Annotated in this window: 24 protein-coding genes and 2 pseudogenes; 2 read left to right on the forward strand and 24 right to left on the reverse strand. The window is 56.7% G+C overall.

Going from position 1 to position 24,362, the window contains the following annotated elements:
- Nucleotide 1 precedes the first annotated feature (1 nt).
- The 14 genes and pseudogenes from ACR0I0_RS07955 to ACR0I0_RS08020 all read right to left on the reverse strand — a co-directional run bounded on the left by ACR0I0_RS07955 (nt 2) and on the right by ACR0I0_RS08020 (nt 11,964).
- The gene (locus tag ACR0I0_RS07955) at nt 2-1,159 is read right to left on the reverse strand and encodes an FIST N-terminal domain-containing protein (protein WP_171723923.1); all 1,158 of its coding nucleotides are present in this window, start codon (nt 1,157-1,159) and stop codon (nt 2-4) included.
- A 9-nt stretch (nt 1,160-1,168) separates the two neighbouring features.
- Entirely contained in the window at nt 1,169-1,888 is a 720-nt protein-coding gene (locus ACR0I0_RS07960; RefSeq protein WP_171118293.1) for a response regulator, read from the reverse strand.
- A gap of 101 nt (nt 1,889-1,989) precedes the next feature.
- Complete coding sequence (locus tag ACR0I0_RS07965; protein WP_480490875.1) at nt 1,990-3,180, reverse strand: hypothetical protein; 1,191 nt, start codon at nt 3,178-3,180, stop codon at nt 1,990-1,992.
- Nucleotides 3,177-3,851 carry a tetratricopeptide repeat protein gene (locus tag ACR0I0_RS07970; protein WP_171637199.1) on the reverse strand — a complete coding sequence of 225 codons (675 nt, stop codon included), beginning with the start codon at nt 3,849-3,851 and terminating at the stop codon, nt 3,177-3,179. The genes ACR0I0_RS07965 and ACR0I0_RS07970 overlap by 4 nt, the downstream gene beginning before the upstream one ends.
- Nucleotides 3,848-4,747, reverse strand: coding sequence for a vWA domain-containing protein (locus ACR0I0_RS07975; RefSeq protein ID WP_480491068.1), 900 nt, complete (start codon nt 4,745-4,747; stop codon nt 3,848-3,850). Before ACR0I0_RS07975 ends, ACR0I0_RS07970 begins: the two co-directional genes overlap by 4 nt.
- A complete protein-coding gene (locus ACR0I0_RS07980; protein ID WP_210093080.1) occupies nt 4,747-5,706 on the reverse strand; it encodes a VWA domain-containing protein in 960 nt (319 codons plus the stop codon). The genes ACR0I0_RS07975 and ACR0I0_RS07980 overlap by 1 nt, the downstream gene beginning before the upstream one ends.
- Nucleotides 5,699-6,070 (reverse strand): hypothetical protein, encoded by a 372-nt coding sequence (locus ACR0I0_RS07985; RefSeq protein ID WP_171637203.1) that lies wholly within the window; start codon nt 6,068-6,070, stop codon nt 5,699-5,701. Before ACR0I0_RS07985 ends, ACR0I0_RS07980 begins: the two co-directional genes overlap by 8 nt.
- On the reverse strand, nt 6,067-6,963 hold the full coding sequence (locus tag ACR0I0_RS07990; protein ID WP_480490878.1) for a DUF58 domain-containing protein: 897 nt from the start codon (nt 6,961-6,963) through the stop codon (nt 6,067-6,069). Before ACR0I0_RS07990 ends, ACR0I0_RS07985 begins: the two co-directional genes overlap by 4 nt.
- Before the next feature lie 5 nt (nt 6,964-6,968).
- Nucleotides 6,969-7,925 (reverse strand): AAA family ATPase, encoded by a 957-nt coding sequence (locus ACR0I0_RS07995; RefSeq protein ID WP_171205901.1) that lies wholly within the window; start codon nt 7,923-7,925, stop codon nt 6,969-6,971.
- 84 nt (nt 7,926-8,009) lie between these two features.
- Nucleotides 8,010-8,936 carry a hypothetical protein gene (locus tag ACR0I0_RS08000; protein WP_171723928.1) on the reverse strand — a complete coding sequence of 309 codons (927 nt, stop codon included), beginning with the start codon at nt 8,934-8,936 and terminating at the stop codon, nt 8,010-8,012.
- 158 nt (nt 8,937-9,094) lie between these two features.
- Nucleotides 9,095-9,529 (reverse strand): annotated as a pseudogene (locus tag ACR0I0_RS08005) (IS6 family transposase); the annotation flags it as partial.
- A 292-nt stretch (nt 9,530-9,821) separates the two neighbouring features.
- Complete coding sequence (locus ACR0I0_RS08010; RefSeq protein ID WP_480490880.1) at nt 9,822-11,084, reverse strand: DUF2254 domain-containing protein; 1,263 nt, start codon at nt 11,082-11,084, stop codon at nt 9,822-9,824.
- 44 nt (nt 11,085-11,128) lie between these two features.
- Nucleotides 11,129-11,413: a sll1863 family stress response protein gene (locus ACR0I0_RS08015; protein ID WP_171637212.1), complete on the reverse strand. Its 285-nt coding sequence runs from the start codon at nt 11,411-11,413 to the stop codon at nt 11,129-11,131.
- A gap of 50 nt (nt 11,414-11,463) precedes the next feature.
- The gene (locus ACR0I0_RS08020) at nt 11,464-11,964 is read right to left on the reverse strand and encodes a Dps family protein (protein WP_171171700.1); all 501 of its coding nucleotides are present in this window, start codon (nt 11,962-11,964) and stop codon (nt 11,464-11,466) included.
- A gap of 211 nt (nt 11,965-12,175) precedes the next feature.
- On the opposite strand from ACR0I0_RS08020, the gene ACR0I0_RS08025 reads away from it, so the two are divergent.
- Nucleotides 12,176-12,394 carry a hypothetical protein gene (locus ACR0I0_RS08025; RefSeq protein WP_171636968.1) on the forward strand — a complete coding sequence of 73 codons (219 nt, stop codon included), beginning with the start codon at nt 12,176-12,178 and terminating at the stop codon, nt 12,392-12,394.
- A gap of 115 nt (nt 12,395-12,509) precedes the next feature.
- On the opposite strand, the gene ACR0I0_RS08030 is transcribed toward ACR0I0_RS08025, so the two are convergent.
- The 3 genes from ACR0I0_RS08030 to ACR0I0_RS08040 form a co-directional block, all read right to left on the reverse strand.
- Nucleotides 12,510-13,841, reverse strand: coding sequence for an MFS transporter (locus ACR0I0_RS08030; RefSeq protein WP_171637216.1), 1,332 nt, complete (start codon nt 13,839-13,841; stop codon nt 12,510-12,512).
- Nucleotides 13,842-13,962: 121 nt separating this feature from the next.
- Nucleotides 13,963-14,931: a zinc transporter ZntB gene (locus tag ACR0I0_RS08035; protein ID WP_171637219.1), complete on the reverse strand. Its 969-nt coding sequence runs from the start codon at nt 14,929-14,931 to the stop codon at nt 13,963-13,965.
- Between the two features lie 337 nt (nt 14,932-15,268).
- Nucleotides 15,269-16,801 (reverse strand): phospholipase D family protein, encoded by a 1,533-nt coding sequence (locus ACR0I0_RS08040; protein ID WP_171723932.1) that lies wholly within the window; start codon nt 16,799-16,801, stop codon nt 15,269-15,271.
- Nucleotides 16,802-16,997: 196 nt separating this feature from the next.
- Between ACR0I0_RS08040 and ACR0I0_RS08045 the strand changes: the two are divergent.
- A pseudogene (locus ACR0I0_RS08045) lies at nt 16,998-17,863 on the forward strand (IS5 family transposase); the annotation flags it as partial.
- 64 nt (nt 17,864-17,927) lie between these two features.
- Here ACR0I0_RS08045 and ACR0I0_RS08050 read toward each other — a convergent pair.
- Genes ACR0I0_RS08050 through ACR0I0_RS08080 form a run of 7 tightly spaced genes read right to left on the reverse strand, consistent with a single transcriptional unit; the run spans nt 17,928 to nt 24,358 of the window.
- Nucleotides 17,928-18,902, reverse strand: a complete 975-nt coding sequence (locus tag ACR0I0_RS08050; RefSeq protein ID WP_171725144.1) for an aldo/keto reductase — start codon at nt 18,900-18,902, stop codon at nt 17,928-17,930.
- Complete coding sequence (locus ACR0I0_RS08055) at nt 18,902-20,209, reverse strand: L-fuconate dehydratase (protein ID WP_171725143.1); 1,308 nt, start codon at nt 20,207-20,209, stop codon at nt 18,902-18,904. Before ACR0I0_RS08055 ends, ACR0I0_RS08050 begins: the two co-directional genes overlap by 1 nt.
- Nucleotides 20,209-21,051 carry a fumarylacetoacetate hydrolase family protein gene (locus ACR0I0_RS08060; protein ID WP_480490883.1) on the reverse strand — a complete coding sequence of 281 codons (843 nt, stop codon included), beginning with the start codon at nt 21,049-21,051 and terminating at the stop codon, nt 20,209-20,211. The genes ACR0I0_RS08055 and ACR0I0_RS08060 overlap by 1 nt, the downstream gene beginning before the upstream one ends.
- 19 nt (nt 21,052-21,070) lie before the next feature.
- The gene (locus ACR0I0_RS08065) at nt 21,071-21,820 is read right to left on the reverse strand and encodes an SDR family oxidoreductase (RefSeq protein ID WP_171630705.1); all 750 of its coding nucleotides are present in this window, start codon (nt 21,818-21,820) and stop codon (nt 21,071-21,073) included.
- Nucleotides 21,821-21,825: 5 nt separating this feature from the next.
- Entirely contained in the window at nt 21,826-22,158 is a 333-nt protein-coding gene (locus ACR0I0_RS08070; protein ID WP_480490885.1) for an L-rhamnose mutarotase, read from the reverse strand.
- Nucleotides 22,155-23,264: a mandelate racemase/muconate lactonizing enzyme family protein gene (locus tag ACR0I0_RS08075; RefSeq protein ID WP_480490887.1), complete on the reverse strand. Its 1,110-nt coding sequence runs from the start codon at nt 23,262-23,264 to the stop codon at nt 22,155-22,157. The genes ACR0I0_RS08070 and ACR0I0_RS08075 overlap by 4 nt, the downstream gene beginning before the upstream one ends.
- A 2-nt stretch (nt 23,265-23,266) precedes the next feature.
- Nucleotides 23,267-24,358 (reverse strand): ABC transporter ATP-binding protein, encoded by a 1,092-nt coding sequence (locus tag ACR0I0_RS08080; RefSeq protein ID WP_480490889.1) that lies wholly within the window; start codon nt 24,356-24,358, stop codon nt 23,267-23,269.
- Nucleotides 24,359-24,362 lie beyond the last annotated feature (4 nt).

Raw genomic sequence — 24,362 nt, forward strand, 5'->3', positions numbered from 1 at the left:
ATCAGCTCAGTTCCCGCTTTTCGGGTTCAAAGAAAGCGACCCCTACAAAGGTCTGGTTCATGTGAACGCCGGATTGCTGTTCGCCGTAGGTGTTGAAGCCAACCACCCGGTGGGATTGCAAAACATCCGAAACCTGTTTGCTCAACTGCTTCTGTTCGATTTCGAGTTTCCGCAGAATACAGTCGAATCCAAGAATGAAATCCGGGGCCGTCCCGGTGTTGTCGCGCACATTCAACCCAGCTTCGAGCGTTTCAATAATCTCCTTCCCGCGCCCCAGTGTCATGATAAGGCCGTCATCGATCGCCGCTAGAAAAGACAGGGATCCCCCCTCCATCGGTTCACGAATGGCACGTACATAGTAATTGAGGTTCTGTCTGAGAAGCAGCGGGTTTTCCGCGAATACCAGTGGCGAAAGATCTTCGGCCGCGCACCCGACCAGTCGTGCATATTCCTGCGCTGCCGGCGCCCCGTTGATCTCATACACCACCCGTTCTTCCGGGTTGGCGTCGGTGATGATGATCTCTGACCCGATGGGCAGGAAATGATCAAAACCGATACCCTGAAAACCAAGGTTGGTTTCAATCAACAACAGGACGGCAGCATTGTTGTGCGCGCTGCCACCGTGAAAAACGAACGTCTCTTCATATTGAAGGCCATCCCCGGCAGAGCCGCCAAATATCGGCAATCCATCCAGAACGGTTTCCAGCGTTGAAACCAGCAAGTCTTCCTGCTTGGACAATCCATCCGTAAACACCAGAGCCAGCCTGTTCCACCCCGCCGTGTGGCGGAATCTTTCGGCCAACCGCTGCGCTGCGGCAGCGATCTCCATTGAATTGAGCGGCCTGAGCGACTCGAACAAAATGGACGAACACCGAAAGTTGGACTTTGGAAAGGCCAACAGCAAAAGCGCATGGGATTCATAACCCGATCGCGTGATTTGACCTGCGGTAGTGCAGCCAAATACTGGAACACCCGCAAGTCTTCTGTTCAGGCAACGTGACACCTCTGCCGGGTCAAGAGTGCTGGGAATAAAGGCCAGGACAAAGCAGGACGACAGACTGTCGATTTCCGCGCAGGCTTCTTCAACGGCGGTCGTCGGGTCCAAATCATCGGAACGGCCAATCGCAATGAAATTTGGTTCATGCTCCAGATCCCGCATGTGTCCCCCCTAGTGTTGAAGAAAGGATTTGACCTCCGGTTCGTGTCGCGACTGTCTGGCGACAACCGAGTCGACCAGAACAGCGGCCTGGGTCCGGTTGCGCACCCCAAGGCGGCGCAGCAAAGCGGTGATATGTGCCTTGACCGTCGCCTCGGCCAACGACAGCTCATATGCAATCTGTTTGTTGGATTGGCCCACGCAGATAAGCTTGAGAATTTTAACCTGCTGCGGCGTCAGTGATGAAAGCTCGGGGCTGGATTGGTAGACGGTGCTTTCGGAGGGCTTCAGCTCTTCGACGCGGTTGTATTCGGTGGGTACGTATCTCCGCCCAGAGGTGATCTCCTGAATGGCGTGTTTCAGGGTTTGCGCCGGCGTATCTTTCGGCAGAAATCCCATCGCACCGTGGTCCAGCAAAGATCTTACCAACTCTCCGGATGCCAGTGACGATATCACCAGAACCGGCGCATTCGGACAGCGCTGCCGTAGCTGCTGAAAACCCGAGATACCCGTTACGTCCGGCAATTTCAGATCGAACATGATCAGATCGGGCTTGAAGCCTGCGCCAAGTATTTCAAGTGTCTGCTTCAGCGTGTTGGCTTTTTCAATTCGGCAGTTCTCGAAGCTCAGCTGCAACGCCGCGGCCAAGGCATCGCTGAACAGCGGATGATCATCCACGATAAGCACGCTGGACACCTGGTCCACCGGTTTAGGGCATCCCGCAATGTGCATTGCTTCTCCTCCGACAGGAAAGGTACAGCATTTCCCGATCAGTTCAACTGTTTCATTTTGAGACACGCGAAAGATACCATAGATAACAAATGCTTGATGACTCAGCCGGTCTGGTTCCCGAGGAAGACCCTGGCAAACGCCTTCAAATCGGGCGCCGCAGCATTGGGATCAAAATACTGCCTGTCAAAGTCTTGCATGTGCTTGAGTCGACTGGATGAAGGGCCGTCGCGGCGCAGAATGGCAGAAGCCGCTTGCCGCAGCCTGTCTGCGCGGCCAGCCCTAGCACTGCGTCGCAATTCCCGGGCCAACGGATCAAAAACCCCAAAGCGACGCAGTGCCCTTGAAACGGCCAGTTTGTGACCGGACATTCCAAACCCCAAACCGGCCAGAAAAACGACAATGGCGGTTGCGGCCATTGGCCAACCCAACAGCGTTGCTGGTGGCGCATCTGCCTCTGCGCCGCCAAGGTTTACGTCTTCGATGGCCGTGCCATAGGCAATGCGTTGCGGTGAGATGACAACCTCTCGGGTTTCACGGGCCACGGTATCAAAGTAACTGAATTGCAAGGGTTCAACGATGCCGGATGTGTCGTTTGAAGGGCGTATGGTCCAGCGCCAGAACGCATGGGTGACCGGCCCTTCCGGGGTCAGTTCGACAAGCCGTTTCTCAGGATGCGGGAAGATCAGGGCCGAAGGCGAAGTCAACTCGGGCATGGGCGGGATCATCTCGGGCGTCGCGCCCAGAGCTTCCAGTCGAATGACGCGCAAGACCCCCTCACCCGGTGCAAGTTGATCCGGCGCATTCGACCACTGATCCGAAATCTGCAATTTGCGAACCGGAAACCACCACTCCTTGGTGGCCGGGGCTTGCGCCACCTGAATGGTCAGCGGCTCTGATTGAATCTCGTGTTCGAACCAGTCGTCATTTTCGTCTGTCAGGGTCAACCTGTGCACAAACGGACCAATTGTAAGCTTGCCTGCCTCGACAGGATAGATCGCCATCCGTCGGGTGAACACTTTGTATTTCCGGCCATTGATCCTTTGCTCCGACCAGCTGTCCGGGCCCAGTTGCGCCCAGCTGAACCCATCCAGGCGGGGTTGGATCAGCTCTTCGCGCGTGATGTGCCGACGATAGACACCCCGGATCGTCAACAGCACCATCTCTTGGGTGAAGGGAACCGGGGCATTGTCTTCGATGGCAACTTCGATCAACGCCTCGGAGGGCAGCACTGTTTTCGACTGCGCCAAAACCTGCATCGGAAGTGCAATAAGAAGCAGAAACAGCCACTTCATTCCGGGTTCTCCGCTTCCGGAGGCGAAAGACCAAGCTTTTCCCGGCGCTTATGTTCGTGTGCGATCCGTGCCGCCATGAACTCACCCGGAACATCGGAAAGCTGATTGAGCCAGCGCAGATCGGCAACCATGAACTTGTCATCAAAGATGCGGCGCACGCCCAGTTGCCCGCGACTGTCCAATTCCGCCAGTCCCAGCATCGTGTTCGCGTTCGTGACCTCACTGCCGGTTCCCGCCGCCCGCGCATTCCCGCGCGCGACAAAACTGTCGGCCTTGGGGCCGGATTTCCGTTCGGGGAAAAGGCTCAACGCCTCTGGGGTGATCTGCTGCCCTGCGTAATAGGCGGCCAGCACATCGAAATTCGCCTGGGCATCCAGGTTTCCCCTGGCCATGGCCTGATCATAGGCTTCCAGCGCAGCGGCCAATTGGCCGGTCCGGGCGTAAGCATTGCCGAGGTTGTACTGGTTCCCGGCGTGCTCGAAAGCACTGGCTGCTTTGTCAAAAACGCCCGCACGGTAGAAGGCAACACCTTGCCAGTCAGGGTCGGAAAACAGCTTTGCAGCCATTGGATACAGACCGATTGCCAATGCGACGCGGCCAAAAGGGGCAGCGCCGCCCAGCGCAAAGGCAACGGCAATACAAGTGGCACCTGCAATCGCGAACCACCTCATGCCCCTTCCCTCCAGAACAAAAACAGCAGGGGGAGCAATGCGAAATACAGAAAGTACCGCCCCAGATCATGCCAGAACAGCACCGGATAGTCCGCCCGTATCAAGCGGGTTGCGGCATCATCTGCCAGCCAATTGGCCAGATCATCTGACTGGTCCAAAGTGAAGACAGCGCCACCGCCGAGCGCGGCGTGGGTTTGGATTTGCGCAGTCGTGCGGTGAGCCGACACCAAGGACACGCGCACCCCTCGTGCAGCAAGCAATGCGACCCGCTGCAATGAGGGTGATCCCAGCCCGTCCCCGTCAGTGAACAGGACGACGTCCCCGGCCAGGATGCCCGCCCCTTCCATCCGCTGCAAAGCCAAAGCCAGCGCGCGTTCGGGTCGCGATCCCTTGTCCGGAACGGTCTGTCCATCGATGAGCGACAGCGTTTGACCCAATTGGCGGTGATCGGTGGTCATATCCGTGGCGACATAGGCATCGCCCGCGTAAACGATGATGCCGCCGGGGCGGGACCCAAGCGCACTGACACCCAAACGCCCCATGCTCAGCAGTTGCGGCCAGCGGTCGCCTTCCGCCACGCTGTCAGATGCATCCACAAGGAACAATACGCCATCCAGATTGCGATAGGTCTGCGCGTCGCGCCGTTCGATTGCCGGGCCGGTCAGGGCAATCGCGACGATCCCGGCGGTCAGAAGCAAGGCGGCGGGTTTGAGCGGGAAGGAGCCGCCTTCGATCCGGCCGATCGCGGCCATCGCCTGGACAAGCTGCGGGTCGGTGATCTTGTCCCAGGCTCCGAACCCTCCGGCACGGGAAAGCAACCACCACCCTGCCCCGCAGATGACAGGCAGCAAAAGCCCCCAGACCGGTCTGAGTAAAGTGACATCCAGCTCAATCATCACGCTTGCCTCCACGCCGCCAACAGGGCAAGTGCGGCCGCCATTGCTGCGGGCCAGGTCCAGAATGATCGGTAGACCTCGGCCGTAAGGCCCGCGCTGTCCGTCGCTTCCAGCCGATCCAAGGCCTGAGTCACGTCGACAAGATCATCGGTGGTTTTGACGCGAAACGCTTCGCCGCCTGAAATTTCGGCAATGGCGCGCAGGGTTGTCGCATCGACGACGCCGCGCTCACCAGGTTCGGCGCTTTGCAGGTCTTTCGGGCCCAGAGCAATCGTATGGACCCGCACCCCCATCTCGGCCGCCAGTTCGGCCACGCCACCGGGGTTCGTGGCGCCCGCGTTGTTCACTCCATCCGACAACAGAATGACGACCCGCGACGCCGCCTGGCTGTTGGCCAGGCGCTTCAAAGCAAGGCCCAGACCATCGGATATGTTTGTCGCACGGCCCGAGATACCGATCGTGGCCTCTTGGATCCGTCGCGCGACGGCCTCGGTATCGAAAGTGAAAGGCGTGGCGAAATAGGCTTCGGACCCGAAAACAATCAAGGCCACCCGGTCGCCGGCGCGGCGTCGGGCGAACTCGGATCCAACGCGTGTCACCGCCTGCAAACGGGTGATCTGGCGCCCATCGAGATAAAAATCCTCCCGCACCATCGATCCCGAAAGATCCAGAACAATCGCAAGGTCCCGTCCGGACACTTTCAGGGCGCTGACGGGTTGCAGTTGGCGCGGACCGGACAGTGCAAAAATCATGAGCCCCCAAATGATCCACAAAATCAGGAGGTCCGCCAAAGTCCGGGTCCTGGCCTGAGCCTGCGGGCTGGCCGCCATAAGCATTCCGCCTATGCGGTCCGGAACTGGGAACCCCCGCTCGAAAACCGGCCGCGGCTTGACCAAACGTGTGATGACAAGAGGCAATGGCAGCGCCAACAAGATCCAGGGGTCAGCAAGCTCAAACACGACTAGCGACCTCCTTTTGCAGGGTCGCCAGATCCGGTTCACCACCGGGTCGATAAAGATCACCCGTCAACTCTGCATAACGCGTCGGATTCTGAGCGCGCAGTTTGTGCAATAGAGCCACCCTGCGGCGATCCACGGACCACCCCGGTTGTTCAACAGATCGATCCGGTGGATCCGGCCGCCTGTTTGCTGCGGTCTTAACACTCAGCAACCGCAAGATGGCGACACAGCCGACCGAAGCCAGCGCCGCGATACCAAGAACAGCCGCGAATTCCGCAACCGCCCCACCTGCGGCCTCGGCGGGCAAATGGATATCCCGCAGGCTGGCCAGCATCGTGGCTTCAGAGAGTGCTTTCTCACTCATGCCACATATCTTGCCGCGAAAACCGACGAAATGCGACGAGAGGTTTGTTCGACCGGGTCACTGGCATTCAGGACAAGCGCAGGATGTGTTGCCACCTTCTGAAACGCAAGTTCGCCGGCAGGCTCTGCCCGGGCCAGATAGACCCGCTTTTGCCGCCCATCTGAAAGGCGGATCGGATACCAGCCTCTTGGCATCTCATGCGCTTTGCTTTCAGTCACAAGCAGCAGTCTGGGGGTGCGGCGATGATTGAGCCGGTCCAGCACGTCCGAAAAGCCCTCTCCCTGCTGATCAAAGCCAGACGCGATGATAATCTCGGCGCCCGTCGGCGTCAGGCGCTCAACGCCGGCAAGTGCCTGTTCCAGCGTCCAGCTTTCATCCTCACCTTTTTGCAGCGCGGTCAGACTGCGCGCATGAGCCTGAACCAGGCCACCGATCACATCCAGCATTCCGCGCGTTTTCCCTCGCAACGGGACGATGACGGGTGCGCCGGGGGTAAGCGCCAATAGACCGACACGCCCGCCGCTTTCAACTATGAACCATCCGATCAGGGTCAAGGCTTCGGCGGCAGCGACTGACAGAAACGCCCGCTGGATGCCCCAGAACATCGGTGCACGAAAATCCGCAACCAACAGGGCGACGCGGTCCTGTTCCTCCTGAAACTGCCGGATATGCATACGCCCCGTGCGGGCGGTCGTTCCGCGATCCAAATGACGAATGTCATCCCCGTCCACATATTCGCGTACATCAGCAACCTCGACGCCCTGCCCGCGCTTTCGGGTCAGAAATCCTCCGGGCAGGGCCGCCATTGTCGGGTTGCCGCGGTCGGTCAATGCGATATGACGCAATGCAATCAAGGCCTCGGTCGTCAGGCGAACCCCCGCATGTGCCAGCACGCCCGTCACAGCGGCTCGACCGCATTCAGAATGTCGGCCACCAACTCGCGCGGCTTTTTCCCATCTGCAACGGCTCTCCAGGTCAGCACCATGCGGTGGGCCAGCGCATCGGGCGCAACAGCGGCGACATCTTCAGGCAGGGCGAAATCCCGGCCCCGCAGATAGGCGCGCGCGCGCGATGCCGAGGCCAGGGCCAATGACCCGCGCGGCGAGACTGCGTGTTCGATATATTCGGAAAACGGACCTTCACGGGTGGCAAGCACAAGCCGTACGATATAGTCCCGCAATTCTGGCGCGACGTGAACCGACTGCGCTTCGGTGCGGGCAATCTTCAGCTCTTCAAGCGTCATCCGCTGCGCGTCCGGAGGCCCATTCCGGGTTTCGGCGATGACCAGATCAAGAATCTCACGTTCCGTTTCCAGATCCGGCAATGTCAGTACGACATGCAGCAGAAACCTGTCCAATTGCGCCTCGGGCAAGGGAAAGGTCCCGTCATGTTCAATGGGGTTCTGGGTCGCCACGACCAGAAAGGGATCCGGCAGAGCGTATGTTTCATTGCCAACCGTAACCTGGTGTTCTGCCATGGCCTCCAACAAGGCAGACTGCACCTTTGGCGGCGCGCGGTTGATCTCGTCAACCAGCACCAGAGTGTGAAACACCGGCCCCGGAACAAACTCAAAGCGGCCTTCCTGAGGCTGGTAAACCGGTGTTCCGGTCAGATCAGAGGGCATCAGGTCAGGTGTGCATTGAATACGGGCAAAGCCGCCCTCGACAGCGTTTGACAGCCATTTGACCGCCCGTGTCTTCGCCAGCCCGGGCGGACCTTCTACAAGAAGATGACCACCTTCCAGCAGCGCGATCAAAAGAGAGTCCACCAGATGCGCGTGACCGATAAGCCCCTGCGACAGATACGCGGACAATCCCGCAATGGCGCGTGGCGGGTTTTCAGGCCTCGTATCCATATGTCCTCCCATAGCCTCTGAGGGCGCATTGCCTGCGCTCAGGCTACCCGGAGTCACCCGCCCGATAAAACACGTCAGATGGTATTACCTGGGCACACGAACCGAATTGGTGCAGCCTTCATCAAAAAGGGCTGCAAATCTGGGATTGGCCAGGGTTTCGTCCGCCTGCGCCCATAGCCGGTCATATTGGGCATCAATGTATTCGATAAAGCCGGGGTCTATGGTTTGATCCACCGGGGATTGCGCGACAGCATGCATCATGAAGATGTCAAACGCACAAAGACCGCTTGGGTTCGAATCCAGCAATGCGCGCATGAAGTCGTGCGAACTCCAAGGCAGGCGCTGCAAGTTTACCGGCGTTTCCTGCAATTTCGACAAGAACCCTGACGATTTGTCATATAGCAGGATGTCCATGCCAAAGGTGAAGGACTGAAACAGCTCTTCCAGCAGGATCGATTTGTGAAAATCCCTTTCCAGCTTGCTGGTTTGATCATGCGCCGGTTGTTTGACCACAATATGGGTCCCCTGCCCCCGATAACCAAAAAAGGTCTGTGCCATCGCCGGTGATGTCACCACATAGTTTCGACCCGCAGGCAAACCAAGCTGGTGGAGTTCACTGAGCCAGTCGATATCTGACGAAAGGTCCCGATTGGGAGGGTACCCGGAATACAATCGCAAAACCACGGTTCGACCGGTTCCACAATCGCGCGCAGATGGGCCTGCGTAGCGCATGGGTGTCGGGTGGCCGAAGCTGTGTTTCAGCAACGCCCGAAAAGTATCAAGAACGACAAGCGTTTGCGGATGCGGTTTTTCGCCAACCAGGCACAGGGCTGCACCGGCCTGATCGCGGCCATTGATGTGAACGGGGATCGCCATGTCGCGTCCCAGCATCGTGGACCGCAGCTCATACCCCCATCCTCTCTGTGCAAGTTCGATATAATCGCTCTTTTCTGCACAAAGCGCGCCTGCAAAAGCGACAATCGCCAATACTTGCAACAACAGATACCGCATTCAGCCCCTTTCAAAGTGACGCGCATTCTATCCGGGATACGGGACTCTCGCAAAATTCTTTTAAATCCGCCTGGATGGGAATAACGATCCTTTAAGCCCACCAGCTGAGCAACCTGCTGAACCGGGCAGGTTCCGGGCGTGAATTGATCCTTGGGGATCATGTTAACCAGTTCGATGCCGGCTAGGGCAGATGCAGCTGAAGAGAAAGACCTGAAACCCAACATGGGCCTGATGCGACGTTTGATGACTCGATGGTCCTGTTCCAAGATGTTATTCAAACACTTCCGCCTGATCATCTCGATTGGGATCGGGCAGCCAAAACCTTTTCAGCATTTTGTTGATTGCTTTGAGACCGGCAGTGTTGGCCGGCTTTTGTCGATGACAATCTTCCGTGGCAAACCGTTCACCTCAAGCGCCCAAGAGAAAAACTCTGTCGCAGCGGTCTTATTGCGGCGCTTAGATAGCATGAGGTCCAGGGTCTTGCCGTGTTTGTTGATGGCCCGATAGAGATAAACCCACTCACCCTTCGCTTTCACATAGGTTTCATCCATGCGCCATGAACGATCAGCGGCGCTTTTTGTACCGCGACGCATCCGCTACAAGACCGGCATATTGGTTCACCCATCGGTTCAGAGGTGCGTGATCCAGTTCAACGCCACGTTCCGCCATGATTTCTTCCAGATCCCGGTATGAACACCGTATCAGAGATAGAAGAAAACAGCATACAAAATCCCCTCTTTCGGAAAATGCGCGCCCTTGAATGAGATCGTCATGGTTTGCTCCTGTCATTTTGAGCACGCGCTACCAAAACGACGCTTGATCTGACAGGTGGGAACAGTGTTTGCGAAAGAGCCGAGCTAGACTGCAAATGTCCAGGACGGTTGACTAAACCCTTTTAATTGCAGTTTCGATTTGACCACAAAACTTATCAATATCGCGCTCCAGCATATCGCTTTCTCGGGTCTCATCTCTGACTGCGGATAGTTCATCTACAACAGCCCGCGCTTTCTTTTCTGGAGCCGCTTCAGCAATGCGCACCAAAGCTCGAATAAGGGCGGCCGTCACGAGGCCATTGCCCCGAGCGGCGCGTCTTAGAGCTGGCATCGAGTCGTTAAACAACGACTCTGCCGTGATGGATGGGTAAACCACCCGCACGGCTCCGTCGTCATCTCGATACACACCCGTGCAGAGCTTGGACGACCACGCACGGGCCAGAGAGGCCGACAGACGGTCGATGCAGACTATTGCGGTGAACGTGTCGTTGACACCCGGCGACAATGCCCGAAGTGCGATTTCAACGAGAAGATGGACAGAAAAACGGATATCTCCGTTAGGGTCTCGCGCGGGGATCAACGGAGCTGCCGCCGGCACCAGATCATTGAGATTCTCATCAATATCACCATAAACATTGGCCAAAATGTCCGATGGAACCATAAAGTCACCAGGCTGCACATCAAAAACGACGACTGCTCCTGCTTGTTTGGCCGCATGCACCAGTTCTTCGGTGTTGATCGAGTTCACATATCCGGTGCCCGAAGCCGGGACCGGGCGCTTGTCTCCCTCCTCAGGAATTGCCTCTGAGGATGGAATATCTGCACTGTTTTCGATCGCGGTGCTCACTTGGCGATCCAAGGCTTCAGAAATCCGCGCCGCCTCCTGATCAATGGTTACGCGCGTCGATACTGTATGGACGAAGAGCAGCAGCAATAGAACTGAGACGATCGAATAGATTATGCCAACCACCACGGCTAGGTTCACTGATGTGTCATCGCGTACCAACCACAAGATCATCAAGCTGTATAAAAACGTTGCTCCAAGTGAACCAACTGCAACCTGGTTTACCCTGTCTTCGCCAAAACGCTGCAAGAGCCTGGGGCCAATAGATCCTGCTGCCAAAGTGTAGACCAGCAGAACAATAGAATAGACCATGACCAACGCGGACATGGATGCTGCCGAGATTGCGCTCAGTACATCGCTCGCAGTGCGATTGGAAACGCTGAGCCAATCGGAAGCGGACCAACCCCAACGTACGAGCGCTTGCTCGGTCTTGAAGACAATCCCAGCCACCAAAAGCCCTGAAAGACTTATGGCAGCAGGGATGGTTAGGAACCCGCGAAAGTATCTCACTAATTCTCTGGGTGTTTGCATTCCAGTCCCCATTCACAACACGCGCTTTCTTGACGAACCCTGCTTTACGCGAACCGGTCGGCCGCTTTTTTCAAAGCACTCTGCATGTCATTCCATGCAGCCTCGTAGCCCTCTTTGACATCTTCCCAGGCCTCGTCGCTGGTCGACTTCAACTCTTTCAGCTGAGCTTCTGCGTCAGACCTTACCTTGTAGAGCATGCTGAGTTGTTCCTCGAGCTCGATCTTGGCATCCGCTTCCGCCACTTTCAGCTTGGCTTCAAGAACATCAATCTGGGCATTCCAACTATCCAGTTGCAGCTGTGCCTTTTTCTCGTACCCAACGCGTGTCATCGTTTTTCCTTTCTTCGCAAACTGTGGTTCAGATCGACGGGAGCCGCCCACTAGGCCGCAACAATCGCCTTGAGCATCCAGACTGCTTCTTCATGCTTCGCCATCCTGGCGTTCATCAGATCCTCTGTAGCCCCATCGCCATAACGGGCGGCGGTCGCGGCAGTCTCACGCAGGTTCCGGGCAATTGCTTCGTGGTCTGCAACCAATTGTTTGATCATGCCCTCCGCATCTTTGACCGTCTCTTCTTCGGTCAATTTTGCCTGACTAACCATGTCAGTGAACGAAATCGGTGCCACCTGACCCAACGCGCGCACACGCTCGGCCAATTCATCAGCGGCCTCGAACAGGTCACGATACTGACGCTCTGTCAGCTCATGGATCGGCAGGAATAGTGGGCCCACAACGTTCCAATGTGTGCCTTGGGTTTTCACCATCAGGATCATTGTATCGGCCAGTATTTCCGTCACCGCGTTGGCGATCCACGCATTTTTGTCGATGCCTGTATCGTTCGTTTCTTCCTGAACTTCAGACTTCAATACTTGCTGTATCATATTCACTCCGTTTCGTTGCTTATGGAGTAAAAACTAATGGGGACACAAAAAATTACAAATAAAAACATATACTTATTATGGGTATCCGACGCATCATGGGGTGCTTCATGATCCTGGGTATCCTGCCCCACATGCCAATATTGATGTAGACACGCAGGCCCAATGCCATACATGCTTGGAGTAACTGACGTAAGCTACTGAGGTCATGCCAGTGTCTGATCAAAATCGACCACCAAAGCGCACCGAAAAACTGCAACTGATGCTCGACCTCGAAGAGCTTAAAGTCATCGATGATTGGCGGTTCGAGAACAGACTGCCCTCCAGAGCGGCCGCCATTCGAGAACTCATCCGTCGCGGTCTGATTTCCAATGAGTTTGAAGAACCACCGACTGATGCGCCTTCCGGCGAGTTTCGTGTTGTGGATGAATGACAGGAACATTCACAGAGCCCCGCGCGAAAACCATTTTTGATTAAGGTGATGTTCAATTCTCACCTTCGCGCCGGTAGTTGACCAGCCTAGCGCGCCGCGAACACATTGGGGACGACTAGGAAGGGCTGTCTTCAGAATTAGTTCTTGGCGCCAGACTATCCTTCACATCGGGGCTGGCGCCCAGCCCGCTCTCGGCGTCAGCAAGCGAAATTGCCTCATCTTCACCGACAGCAAGGACGGCAGTTTCAGGCGTAACCACCCTTGCCGGAGCGCTGACGCGAAATGCGGTTTTGTCACTTTCAGGTACGGCTGACTTGGCCATAATCCGCCAGAACGTAAATACAATCATCAGGCAATGCGCTGCCACAGTTGTCATGAACAGGCCCTGTGGCCCTAATCCAGTCATTGCTACACCTGCTATCAGCGGCCCGACAATCGATCCCAGCCCGTAGACCATCAGCAACCCACCTGAAACCTGAATCGAGGTGCCCGGCGTAGCATGGTCGTTCGCGTGCGCAACGATGATTGGATACATCGCAAAAATTGCAGCGCCGAACATCCCGACCAAAGCAAGGTTCATGACGCGCGACTCCGGCGCAAGAAGGACGAAAGCCAGGTCCGAAGCGAGAGCCACACCCGCTGTAAACAGCAAGACTTTACGCCGGTCCATTCGATCACTTGCAAAACCAATCGGGACTTGCGCAAAGGCTCCGGCTAAAACCGGAATACTCGCGAACAAAGCAATTGCAGTAAGTGATAGCCCGACGCGATCCGCATACACCGCAGCAAGCGTCCCAAATGCTGCATTTGAAATGCCAACAAGAAAGACCGCGGCAACCGCAACTGGTGAGTTTCGCCACAACGCCGGCAGGTCGAGACGCACAGATGTCAGGGGTGCGGGCGACTCAGAGGTTGACAGGGCTGTTGGTATAAGCGCCAAACAATAGACCATCGCACCAATGGCAAAGAAGATGAAACCTGTTGCATCTCCCAGTGAGATAGCCATCTGACCGGCTGTCACCGCACCCAGGTTAACCATCGTGTAGACGCCAAAGACTGTACCACGCGTATTGGGTTCAACCTTATCGTTGAGCCAGGACTCGACGATCATTGCCGCGCCAGCAAAACAAAATCCTGAAACTGCGCGCGACGGTATCCAAGCCCACGATTCTACTACCACAGCCTGGAAAAGGATCGTTACGGCGGCAAGAGCACACATTACGCCGAAGGTTCGAATATGTCCTACTGCTCCAACAAGCCTTGGTGCAACAAGGCATCCTGCGACATAGCCAACTGCCCACCCCGTTCCCAAAAGGCCCAGAGAGCTGGCGGAAAAACCCTCGAAAGAGCCACGAACGGGAAGTATCAGACCATGGACACCACCTGCGAACAGAAGAAGCCCCGAACCAAGAAGTAACGCTGATATCGGTAAGAGCTGTCGGAACATCGGGTCCAGCCTAATGTCAAACTGAGAAATGAGAAGCTATTTTGCTCGCAATAGCGATTTGGCGAAGGTGATCAAGGCTTTCTGTACAGCAGTTTGGTCAACCTTTGGCAATCTACTTTCGCTACAACCACTTCGAGAGTTTGAATACGACGTAAAGTGCAATTCCGATGGCAACCGACGCCAGTGTCAGCGCCCAAAACGCAAAGGGCGCACTCAAGCCGGGCATGCCAGCAACATTCACGCCAAATAGACCAGTCAGAAATCCAAGTGGCAGAAAGATCGCGGCCACGACAGACAAGAGATAGCCGTTTCGAGCAAGCGCATTCGCGTGTTCGGCGTCCATTTGCTCCTGAAGGGCAGTCAAGCGATCCCGACTTGCGTCCAGTTCCTCAAGTGTACGGCGAGTGCGGTTCGCGGTTTCATTGACCAATACGGATGCGTCGCTGTGAATTACGCTACTTTTCAATGAGGACAAAGCGTCGAGCGCATCGCGTTGCGGGCTGATATAGCGCCGAAGTTTGATCACCGTTTGCCGCAATCGCGCAATGCTCTCTGGTTTGATTTCATTTCCTGAAAGTCCAACCTCTTCGAGAGAGTCTGTCTCGTCTTCAAGTTCAAGGGAAACAGCCTCAATCCGCTTTGTGAGCCCCGCAGCAAGTTCTGCCAAAAATGCACCGACACTTTCCGGCCCCGAACCGCTTTCGGCTCTTAGACGAAAATTGTCTGCTGCCCAGACTTTGCGCACACGGGCAGATACGATAGTTCTTTCTGTGGCCCAGAGCCTTAGTGAAACCATATCCTCCGGAGACGCGTCAGGGTTCAAGTTAACGCCGCGTAGGTTCAGGATGATGCCATCCTCGTGCAGATCACATCGTGGTCGCGTTTCGGATTGAAGCAATGCTTGCGCGGCTATGTTTGGCAGTTGTTCGGATGCCCATTGCCTCAAGCCGCTGTCGGCGAGGTCGAAATGAATCCAGCGGTAGCCGTTTTGCTGCCTTGCGAAGGGTTCTGGCCAATCTGAAGAGACAGGGACTGCTTGGCCCGCTACTATATCAAACGCACAGATGGGAGTGACTGTTTGTGTGTTCATTGGCGATCCTATTTTGCGTCGATTGGGAAGCCAATGCATGCCAAAGACTGCGCGCGGACAATTCCCTTAACTGGACGGACCATAAATGGTTTAGCGACCTATGCCACTATTGGTTACGGGCAGAACAAGGCGCATTGAACACTGAGAATTCCAAAACGCGTTCATCTTATGAAAGGTATCAGGTGAGCGATCAATCCGATGTGTGATGGGTCATTTCCCTCTGCGCTTCCAGTTCAGATTTATCATCGTCGTGAATACGCGCGAGGATTTGCACCGAGTGCACATTGGAAAAGGCCAGAACAAGTTTGATGTGTGTCCCAAGCCCTCTTCAAAAACTCTAAAGCTGAGAACCGATGGGCAGAATACCTAGAAAGCCGGCGACTATGTGATCCCAGGCAGAACCCGTCGGTTCTGAGCTATATTCGAGGACTTTGCCATTTGCGTCCCGTGTGCTCCATTTTAGCTGCCCTGCCTCCTCCAGCGTCACGCGATAGGTATATGCCGACAGTGCTTCGTCCAAAGCGCCTAAGGTTTGAATGGTCAGAGCTGGCGAGTCGATCAAAATGCCCATTTCTGTATTGATGTTGACCGAGCGAGGGTCCCAATTGAACGAACCGATGAACAGATACCGGTCGTCCACAGCAAACGCTTTAGAATGCAGGCCAGACCGAGACTGAGCCCAGTTAATACCACGACGTTGGACCTGATAGGCGTCCGGCCGCAATTCATAAAGCTCAACCCCGCTACGCAGCAATGCTCGGCGTTTCTTTGCGTAGTGCGCGTAGACTGGTGCGACATCGTTTGAAGCCAGTGAGTTGGTTACGACTTTGACGTCGACACCGCGGTTTTCTAGTTCGTTCAACCACCTCACGCCATTGTTGCGTGGCACGAAGTAAGCAGAAACGATATTCACCTCACTTTCAGCGCTTTCGAAATACGGCAACAGTTGCGACGCAAGAATTGGACCTGAGTTCTCAAGCCCCGCGGCCTTGGAAGGTGGATCGACGTAGAGTTTTGCGGGCACCCAATCTAGTGACAGCGCGCCGTCTGCAAAGTTTTCCCTCGCCGATTTTCTCAGGGCCGCGCCGTACCGGGTTTGTTTTGCTTCCTCTACCAATTCACTCAACCTGTTTCTCGCTTCGCTAAGTGTGAAGTCTTCGGGTTCCCCGACAACCACGCGGGCCGGAACAGCGAATTCACTGTTCCAGTATGCGTCAAAGCTCTGCGATACTTCATTCACGACGGGACCGACGGCTAATACGTCCAAATCTGCATAGTTCATTTCTTCCCGTGCCAGAAAGTATTCGGCCCCGATATTGCGACCGCCTACAATCGTGAACACGTTGTCTGCGGTCATCGACTTGTTATGCATTCTGCGATTGATGCGTTTGAAATCCGTTAGTCCGGCAACGACTAGGCCTTGGTCACGCCAGAAAGGATTGAACAGGCGGATTTCAATATTCTCATGGTGATCCAACGCGGCTGTCATCGCGTCATAACCGGATGTATCTATGTCATCCAACAGCAGCCGCACCCGCACGCCTCGATCCGCAGCCTGCAAAAGGCTAGCCGCAAAAAGGTGACCTGTCGGGTCGTTGTGCAAAAGGTAGTATTGAGCGTCAATCGTTCGCTCAGCCGCAGCAGCCAACAAAAGTCGTGACACCAGAGCTTGCTCACCGTCACTGATTAATTTGACGCCTGAACGGCCGTCTTTGGGATCTCCCAGCCGATTGGCTGCTAGAGCCAATTCAGTGGTTGTGGCGGCAGGTAACGAAGTCGTTACCGTTTTTTCATAAATGCGAACTTTAGGAGCGCAAGCGACGAGAACAAGCGTGCAGCAGGCACAAAGAACTATAGTCCATGACTTCATCGGTTTCCTCCAGCAGTCACTCTTAGGTGACTACGCTTGAGGTCACGATTGCAAGTTTGTTCTATAAAACTTCAGGAGGTTTCATCGCATAGTGAGGATTTAACGAAACCTTGGTCGTCATCCTGTCCATTGGGGTCAGGACCCATTGATTTCAGCGGGGTTGCGTGTTTCACGGTTCGAAAAACGAGCGGTGAACATGTCTGATCTGTTTTGGCTGACCGACGCCCAGATGGCGCGTCTTGAGCCCTTCTTGCCAAAGTCTCATGGCAAACTCCGCGTCGATGACCGGCGGGTGTTGAGCGGGATAGTCTTCATTAATCGCAATGGTTTGCGCTGGCGCGATGCGCCGAAGGAATACGGCCCGCATAAGACGCTCTACAACCGCTGGAAACGTTGGAGCCACAAGGGCATCTTTGCGCGGATGATGGCCGGATTGGCCGCTGAGCACGGAGAAGATAAGACCGTGATGATCCCCTCTCATCGAAACTGCGTTTCGACTGCCGGGCAGTGGACGCGACCTACCTGAAGGCGCACCGCACAGCGACCAGCATGAGCGTCAAAAAGGGGGGCGTGGACACCTGATTCACTGCCTGGCAGGCGCATCCGAAGGATGCTGCCGAGAGGGGCCGAACCAAGGCGGCATGACCACCAAACGGCGTGTCATCCGCGACAGCAGGGGGCGCCCACTCAACATGTTTGTGACGCCTGGGCAGATGAGTGATTACATCGGCGCACGAGCATTGTTGAGCAGCCTGCCAGATGTCGAATGGCTGCTCGGAGATCGCGGATATGACGCTGATTGGTTCCGGGAAACGTTGAAAGACAAAGGGATACGCATGTGCATCCCAAGCCGGAAGCAGCCAAAAAAAGCGGTGAAGTACGACAAGCGTCGCTACATAGTCGCACCCCCCCTCTCGTGACATTGCCGTGCAATGCACTGTCGGGCAGTGATACGAGATCATGTTCGGAAGGTTGAAAGATTGGCGACGTGTGGCAACCCGATACGACAGGTGCCCAAAGGTCTTCCTCTCAGCCATCGCACAGGCGGCTACCGTCATCTTTTTGGCTTTGAATTCTGACCCTAGGTTATCGGCTAGGCGGATTGCGCCTGTCATCATCTTGCACGTCAAAATCCTCGCCTGAAATGACTGTCAAACTCATCAGGCGTTGGTCCATCCAATGCAGTGAGGTTTCGTTGCAATGACCGCGCGCTAGCTGTTCCCAACAGGACAGAGGCTGCCAACTCATGCCGTTTGGCAAAGTGAAGCGCCGCAGTTGCCAGTTGCAGCCCAAGCACCTCGGCTCTTGTTTGAAGGTTTTTAACCTGCTCGATGACTTCCGGTGATGCCGGGACATAATCATAGGTTGCTCCTTCGACCGGGCCGGTAGCGAGGATGCCCGAATTGAACACGCCGCCCAGTACCAGGCTGGTACCTAGCGCTCGGCATTTGGCGGTGAGCTCCTGTTCTGCCGATCGGTCCAGAAGTGTTAGCCGACCAGCCAACAGGATCACGTCGATGGGGCCATGGTCCATTACGTCGAGACAAATCTGGTTTTCGTTCACGCCCAGCCCGAAAGCCCGGATTTTGCCCTGCTCCTTCAACCTTACCAGCCGTTCATATCCCGACCCGAGGAAGGCTTCCATATGGGCGCTATTGTCCTGTCCGTGAGTGTATTCACCGATATCGTGGACATAGACGATATCTGCGTAGTTGGTATTCAGAAGGCCAAAACTGTGTTCCAGCGAAGCTTCAATCCCGTCGCCTGAATAGTCATAGCGCACCGCGTTGGGCAGCGGATCGACAAAGCCATCGGCCTCGACCATCGCTGATCCGGGTGACAGCACCCGCCCAACCTTGGTTGAAATGACGTATTCGTCGCGGGGATACCGCGTAAGGAAGCGGCCCAGTCGCATTTCGGACAGGCCGCGACCATAATGCGGTGCGGTATCGAAATAACGGATTCCCGCGTCCCAAGCGCATTGCAGCACCTCATCCACCTGCGCGTCGGTCGCTGGGCGGTACAGGTTTCCGATACTCGCACAGCCAAACGATGCCTCGGTCACGCGCACACCGGTATTCCCAATGAGGTTCTGTCGCATCAGGCCGCTCCTTGCTCGGCGGTTTGCGTTGCAGATGGTTGATGTTGATAATCGGCGATCGAGCTTGCCTTCATCTCGATGGAAAACCCCGGCGCCACAGGTGCCTGATAGGCACCGTTCTCCACGATGCAGGGGTCGACAAAATGCTCGTGCAGGTGATCGACAAATTCGATGCGTTTGTCGTCTTTTTCACCGGTGATCGCCACATAATCGATCATCGACAGATGCTGCACATACTCGCACAGGCCCACGCCGCCGGCATGGGGCCAGACCGGCAAGCCAAATTTTGCTGCCATCAGCTGTACCGCAAGCACTTCGTTCAAACCGCCCAGACGACAGCTGTCGATTTGCACGAAATCAATAGCCTCGTTGGCAATGAACTGTTTGAACAGAATGCGGTTCTGGCACATTTCACCCGTCGCCACCTTGATCGGGGCAATTGCCTGACGGATTTTTCTGTGCCCAACCACATCGTCGGGGCTGGTGGGTTCCTCGATGAACAAAGGTCGCGCAAATGATAGTTCCTTGACCCAGTCGATAGCCTGATCGACCTCCCATACCTGATTGGCGTCGATCATGATGTTCATGCCCTCGCCCAGTTCCTCGCGGGCGATAGTCAGGCGGCGGATGTCGTCGGCCAGTTCGCGGCCCACCTTGAACTTGGTATGGGTAAATCCGGCCTCGCGCGCTTCGCGGCACAAGCGGCGCAGCTTATCGTCGGAATAGCCCAGCCATCCTGCCGAGGTGGTATAGCAGGGATAACCTTCGGCCCTCAGCTTTGCGATCCTGTCCGCCTTGCCCGGTTCGGCCCTGCGCAGAATGTCCAGCGCCTCGTCCCTGGTCAGAACATCGGTCATGTAGCGGAAATCGACAAGTTGCACGATTTCCTCGGGCGTCATTTCCCCGACCAGTTGCCAGACGGGCTTGCCGGCCTCTTTCGCCAGCAGATCCCAGACCGCATTGACCACCGCACCGGTGGCCAGATGGATTGCACCCTTGTCCGGCCCGATCCAGCGCAACTGGCTGTCGCCGGTGACATAGCGCCAGAACCGTCCCATGTCTTCGCGCGCCCAATCCAGATCGAGACCGACCAGCAGGTGCCGCATCGCCTCAATAGCGGTAATGCAAATCTCATTCCCTCGCCCGATCGTGAAGGTCAGGCCATGGCCCTGATACGCGCCATCGGTTTCCAGCACCACATAGGCGGCGGAATAGTCCGGGTCGGGGTTCATTGCGTCTGACCCGTCCAGCGAGTCTGAGGTCGGGAACCGCAGGTCGAAGGTTTTCAGGTCGGTAATGGTAACCATCAGCCCGCCACCACGTTCTGACGTTGAACACCCAGCCCTTCGATGCCAAGTTCAACAACGTCGCCAGGCTTCAGATAGGTCTGAGGGTTCTGCCCCATACCGACACCCGGAGGCGTACCGGTCGAGATTACATCGCCGGGCTGCAGCGACATGAATTGCGACAGGTGCGAGATAACGGTTGCCACGTCGAAATGCATGGTCCGGGTCGAGCCGTCCTGATAGCGGTGGCCGTTGACCTTTAGGTACATGGGCAGGTTCTGCGGGTCGGCAACCTCGTCCCGTGTCACCAGCCAGGGACCGATCGGGCCGAACGTGTCCGCCGACTTGCCCTTGACCCATTGGCCCGAGCGGTGCAGCTGGAAATCACGCTCGGACAGGTCGTTTATGACGCAATAACCTGCCACATGGTCCAGCGCCTCTTCGACATTGACGTATTTGGTGTGCTTGCCGATCACCACGCCCAACTCGACCTCCCAATCGGTCTTGACCGAGCTGCGCGGGATTTCGGTGTCGTCGTTCGGCCCGCAGATCGAGGAAGTGGCCTTGAAGAAGATCACCGGCTCCTGCGGCAGTTCCATGCCGCTTTCGGCGGCGTGGTCAGCATAGTTCAAGCCGATACAGATGAATTTTCCCACCTGGCCCACGCAGGCGCCGATACGCGGGTCGCCATCGACCAACGGCAATGAGTCAGGGTCGATGCCACGCAACTTGTCCAGCGCGGCGTCGCTTAGAGTGTCGCCCGAAACATCATCAACAACACCCGACAGGTCGCGAATGTTCCCTTCGGCATCCAGCAAACCCGGTTTTTCGGACCCGACCGGGCCATAGCGCAACAGTTTCATCTCTCAATTCTCCTGCAAATCAAATGGACCAGCCGCCGTCGATGGCGTGGTTCTGTCCTGTGGTGAAGGCGCTGTCGTCGCTGGCGAGGTACAGTGCCAATGCCGCGATTTCTTCGGCGGTTCCGATGCGGCCCATCGGCTGACGTGCGATGAAGTCCTTCAGTGCCTGTTCATAGTTGCCGGTGGCGCGCAAACGTCCGTGCATCGAGGGGCTGTCAACGGTGCCCGGGCAGATCGCGTTGCAGCGAATGCCACGGGTGACATAGTCAGCGGCCACTGCCTTGGTGATACCGATCACCGCCGCCTTGGACGCGCAATAGGCAAACCGGTTCGGCACGCCCTTGATCGAGGACGCGACCGAGGACATGTTGATGATCGATCCGCCACCGTTGTCCAGCATTCCCGGCAGGGTCAGACGGATCAGCCGATACATCGCCTTGACGTTCAGATCAAAGCTGAAATCCCAGTCCTTTTCGTCACATTCCAGAATGGTGCCGTTCGCCACATAGCCCGCGCAGTTGAACAGAACGTCCAGCGGGCCGATATCTGTAACGGCGGCCTCTACTGCGGCGCCATCGGTCACATCCAGCTTCAGCGCAGTGACACGCGGGTTGTTAGCCAATTCCGCCAGCGCATCCTCGTTGATGTCGCTGGCGATGACCTCGCCCCCTTCGGCGGCGAACAGCTCGGCCGTCGCCCGTCCGATGCCCTGGCCTGCGGCGGTGATGAGTGTCTTTTTTCCGGCCAGACGGCCCGTTGTGTCAGTCATAGCTTTTAATCCGTGTGAAATACTTCTTGCATCATCGACCATTGCTCGCCCTCGGCGCAGCTGGCCAGAGGCGACTGGCAGGGGTCGGTATGGGTCCACCATTCCTGAGTCACCGGGTCCTTGGCCATCTTGGCCATATCCGCAGTGAAATCCTCGCCGTGATATTCCCAGTACCCGAACAACAGGTTTTCCGGCTCGCGCAGGAAAATGGTATAGTTGCGAATGTTGCTGTTTCTGATCTGCTTAAGAACCTGCGGCCAGACGGCGGCGTGCAGGCGCTTATATTCTTCGATCATCTCGGGTTTGACCCCGATTACCATGCCCATGCGCTGCATCATGCACCTTCCTTGACGGTTTTGACCTCGGAAAGCCGCGAAATCGCATCCCAATCCCAATCGATACCCAAACCGGGTTCATCAGAAGGGATGGCGTGACCGTCCTCAATCCGGATTGGGCCGTTGGTCACGGTGTCCAATTGCGGGATGTATTCCAGCCATTTTGCGTTAGGGATAGCGCAAACCAGCGGCAGGTGCAGCTCCATCAGGAAATGCGGGCAAACCATGACGTTGAACGCCTCGGCCATGTGCGCCACCTTCAGCCACGGGGTGATGCCACCAATCCGGGCCACATCCACCTGCACGATCGAGGCCGCGCCCATTTGCAGGTAATCCTTGAACTGGCTCAGCGAATACATACTTTCGCCCACCGCAATCGGCACGCTGGTGTGTTGCGCTAGTTGCACATGGCCTGCCACATCATCGGCGGGCAGCGGTTCTTCGAACCAGCCTATCCCGTGCTCCTCGAGAACCCGCGCCCGGCGGATCGCTTCGGACAGAGTAAAGCCCTGATTGCCATCGGTCAAAATCTCGTACCCGCCACCCAGGGCAGACCGGACCGCCCCCAGACGCGCGTCATCTTCGCTCAGGTGATCGCGGCCGATCTTGATTTTTGAGCCGCGAAAGCCCTGTGCCTGCATCGCCAGCGCGTCATCGACCAGCGCCTGCGTTTCCAAATGCAGCCAGCCGCCCTCGGTGGAATAGAGCGGTACTTTTTCGCGCGATCCCCCGGCGGCTTTCCACAGCGGCAGACCTTGCTTGCGGCAACGCAGATCCCAAAGCGCGGTGTCGATGGCGGCCAGCGCTAGCGAGGTGATTGCGCCCACCGCTGTCGCATGAGTGGCAAACAGCAGGTCGCGCCAGATGCCTTCGATCCGGTCCGCGTCGCGCCCGATCAGCATCGGGGCCAGCGTGTGTTCCAGCAGCGCCATGACAGATGGCCCACCCGTGCCAATGGTATAGCAATAGCCCGTACCACTGACGCCGTCGCTGTCATAGACAGTAAGGATCGGGGTTTCTTGACTGACAAAGGTCTGAATGGCGTCGACCCGTTTCACCTTGGGCACCAGATCGATCATGCGCAGTTCAATATGAGTGATTGTCGCCATGCTTACCCCCGGATCGCCTTCCCCGATGCCGCGTCAAAGACATGGGTCTTGTCCAGCATCAGGCGGAACTTCATAGCCTCGCCCGGAGCGACGGGGCGCGGGTTGAACATCTTGGCCTGAACCTCGACCCCTGCCAGTTCGGCGAACAGCAGCGTCTCGGTGCCAAGCGGTTCGGTCAGCGTGACGGACAGGTCCAGCTCTGTGATCTCGCCTTCTTCCTCGACCGAGTGGCCGACTGGCATCAGGTTGTCGGCGCGGAAACCGAACCGCACCTTTTGCCTGTCGCGCACAAGCGACCGCGCCGATGCGGGAACAGGCAGCTCGATACCACCCTGCAGCTGCAGGGTGCCGCCGGATACCTCACCATCGACAAGGTTCATCGGCGGCGAGCCGATAAAGGTCGCCACGAAGGTATCTACCGGCGTGTTGAACAGTTCCAGTGGGGTGCCAACCTGCACGATATTGCCGTCGCGCATCAGAACGATACGATCCGCCAGCGTCATCGCCTCGATCTGATCGTGTGTCACGTAGATGATGGTGTTGCCGACCTTCTGGTGCAGCTTCTTGATCTCGACCCGCATCTGGGTGCGCAGCTTGGCGTCAAGGTTCGACAGCGGCTCGTCAAACAGGAACACGTCGGGGTGCCGCACGATGGCGCGGCCCATTGCGACGCGCTGGCGCTGACCGCCCGACAGTTCGGCGGGCTTGCGTTCCATCAGCTCGTCCAGCCCCAGAATGCCCGCTGCCTCGGTCACGGATTTGGCGATTTCATCCTCGGGACGCTTGGCGATCTTCAGGGAAAAACCCAGATTTTCGCGCACGGTCATATGCGGATACAGAGCATAGTTCTGGAACACCATCGAGATGTTACGTTCGCGCGGGGGCAGGTCATTGACGACACGGCCGCCGATGGCGATCTCGCCGCCGGAGATTTCTTCGAGTCCGGCAATCATCCGCAGCGTCGTCGACTTGCCGCAGCCCGAAGGGCCGACCAGCACGACGAACTCTCCGTCATGGATGCCCAGGTCAATGCCGTGCACAGCCTGATGCTTGCCATATTTCTTGACGACATTGGAAAGGGTAACTTCAGTCATTTTC

The organism is Ruegeria sp. AG6 (assembly GCF_056541565.1).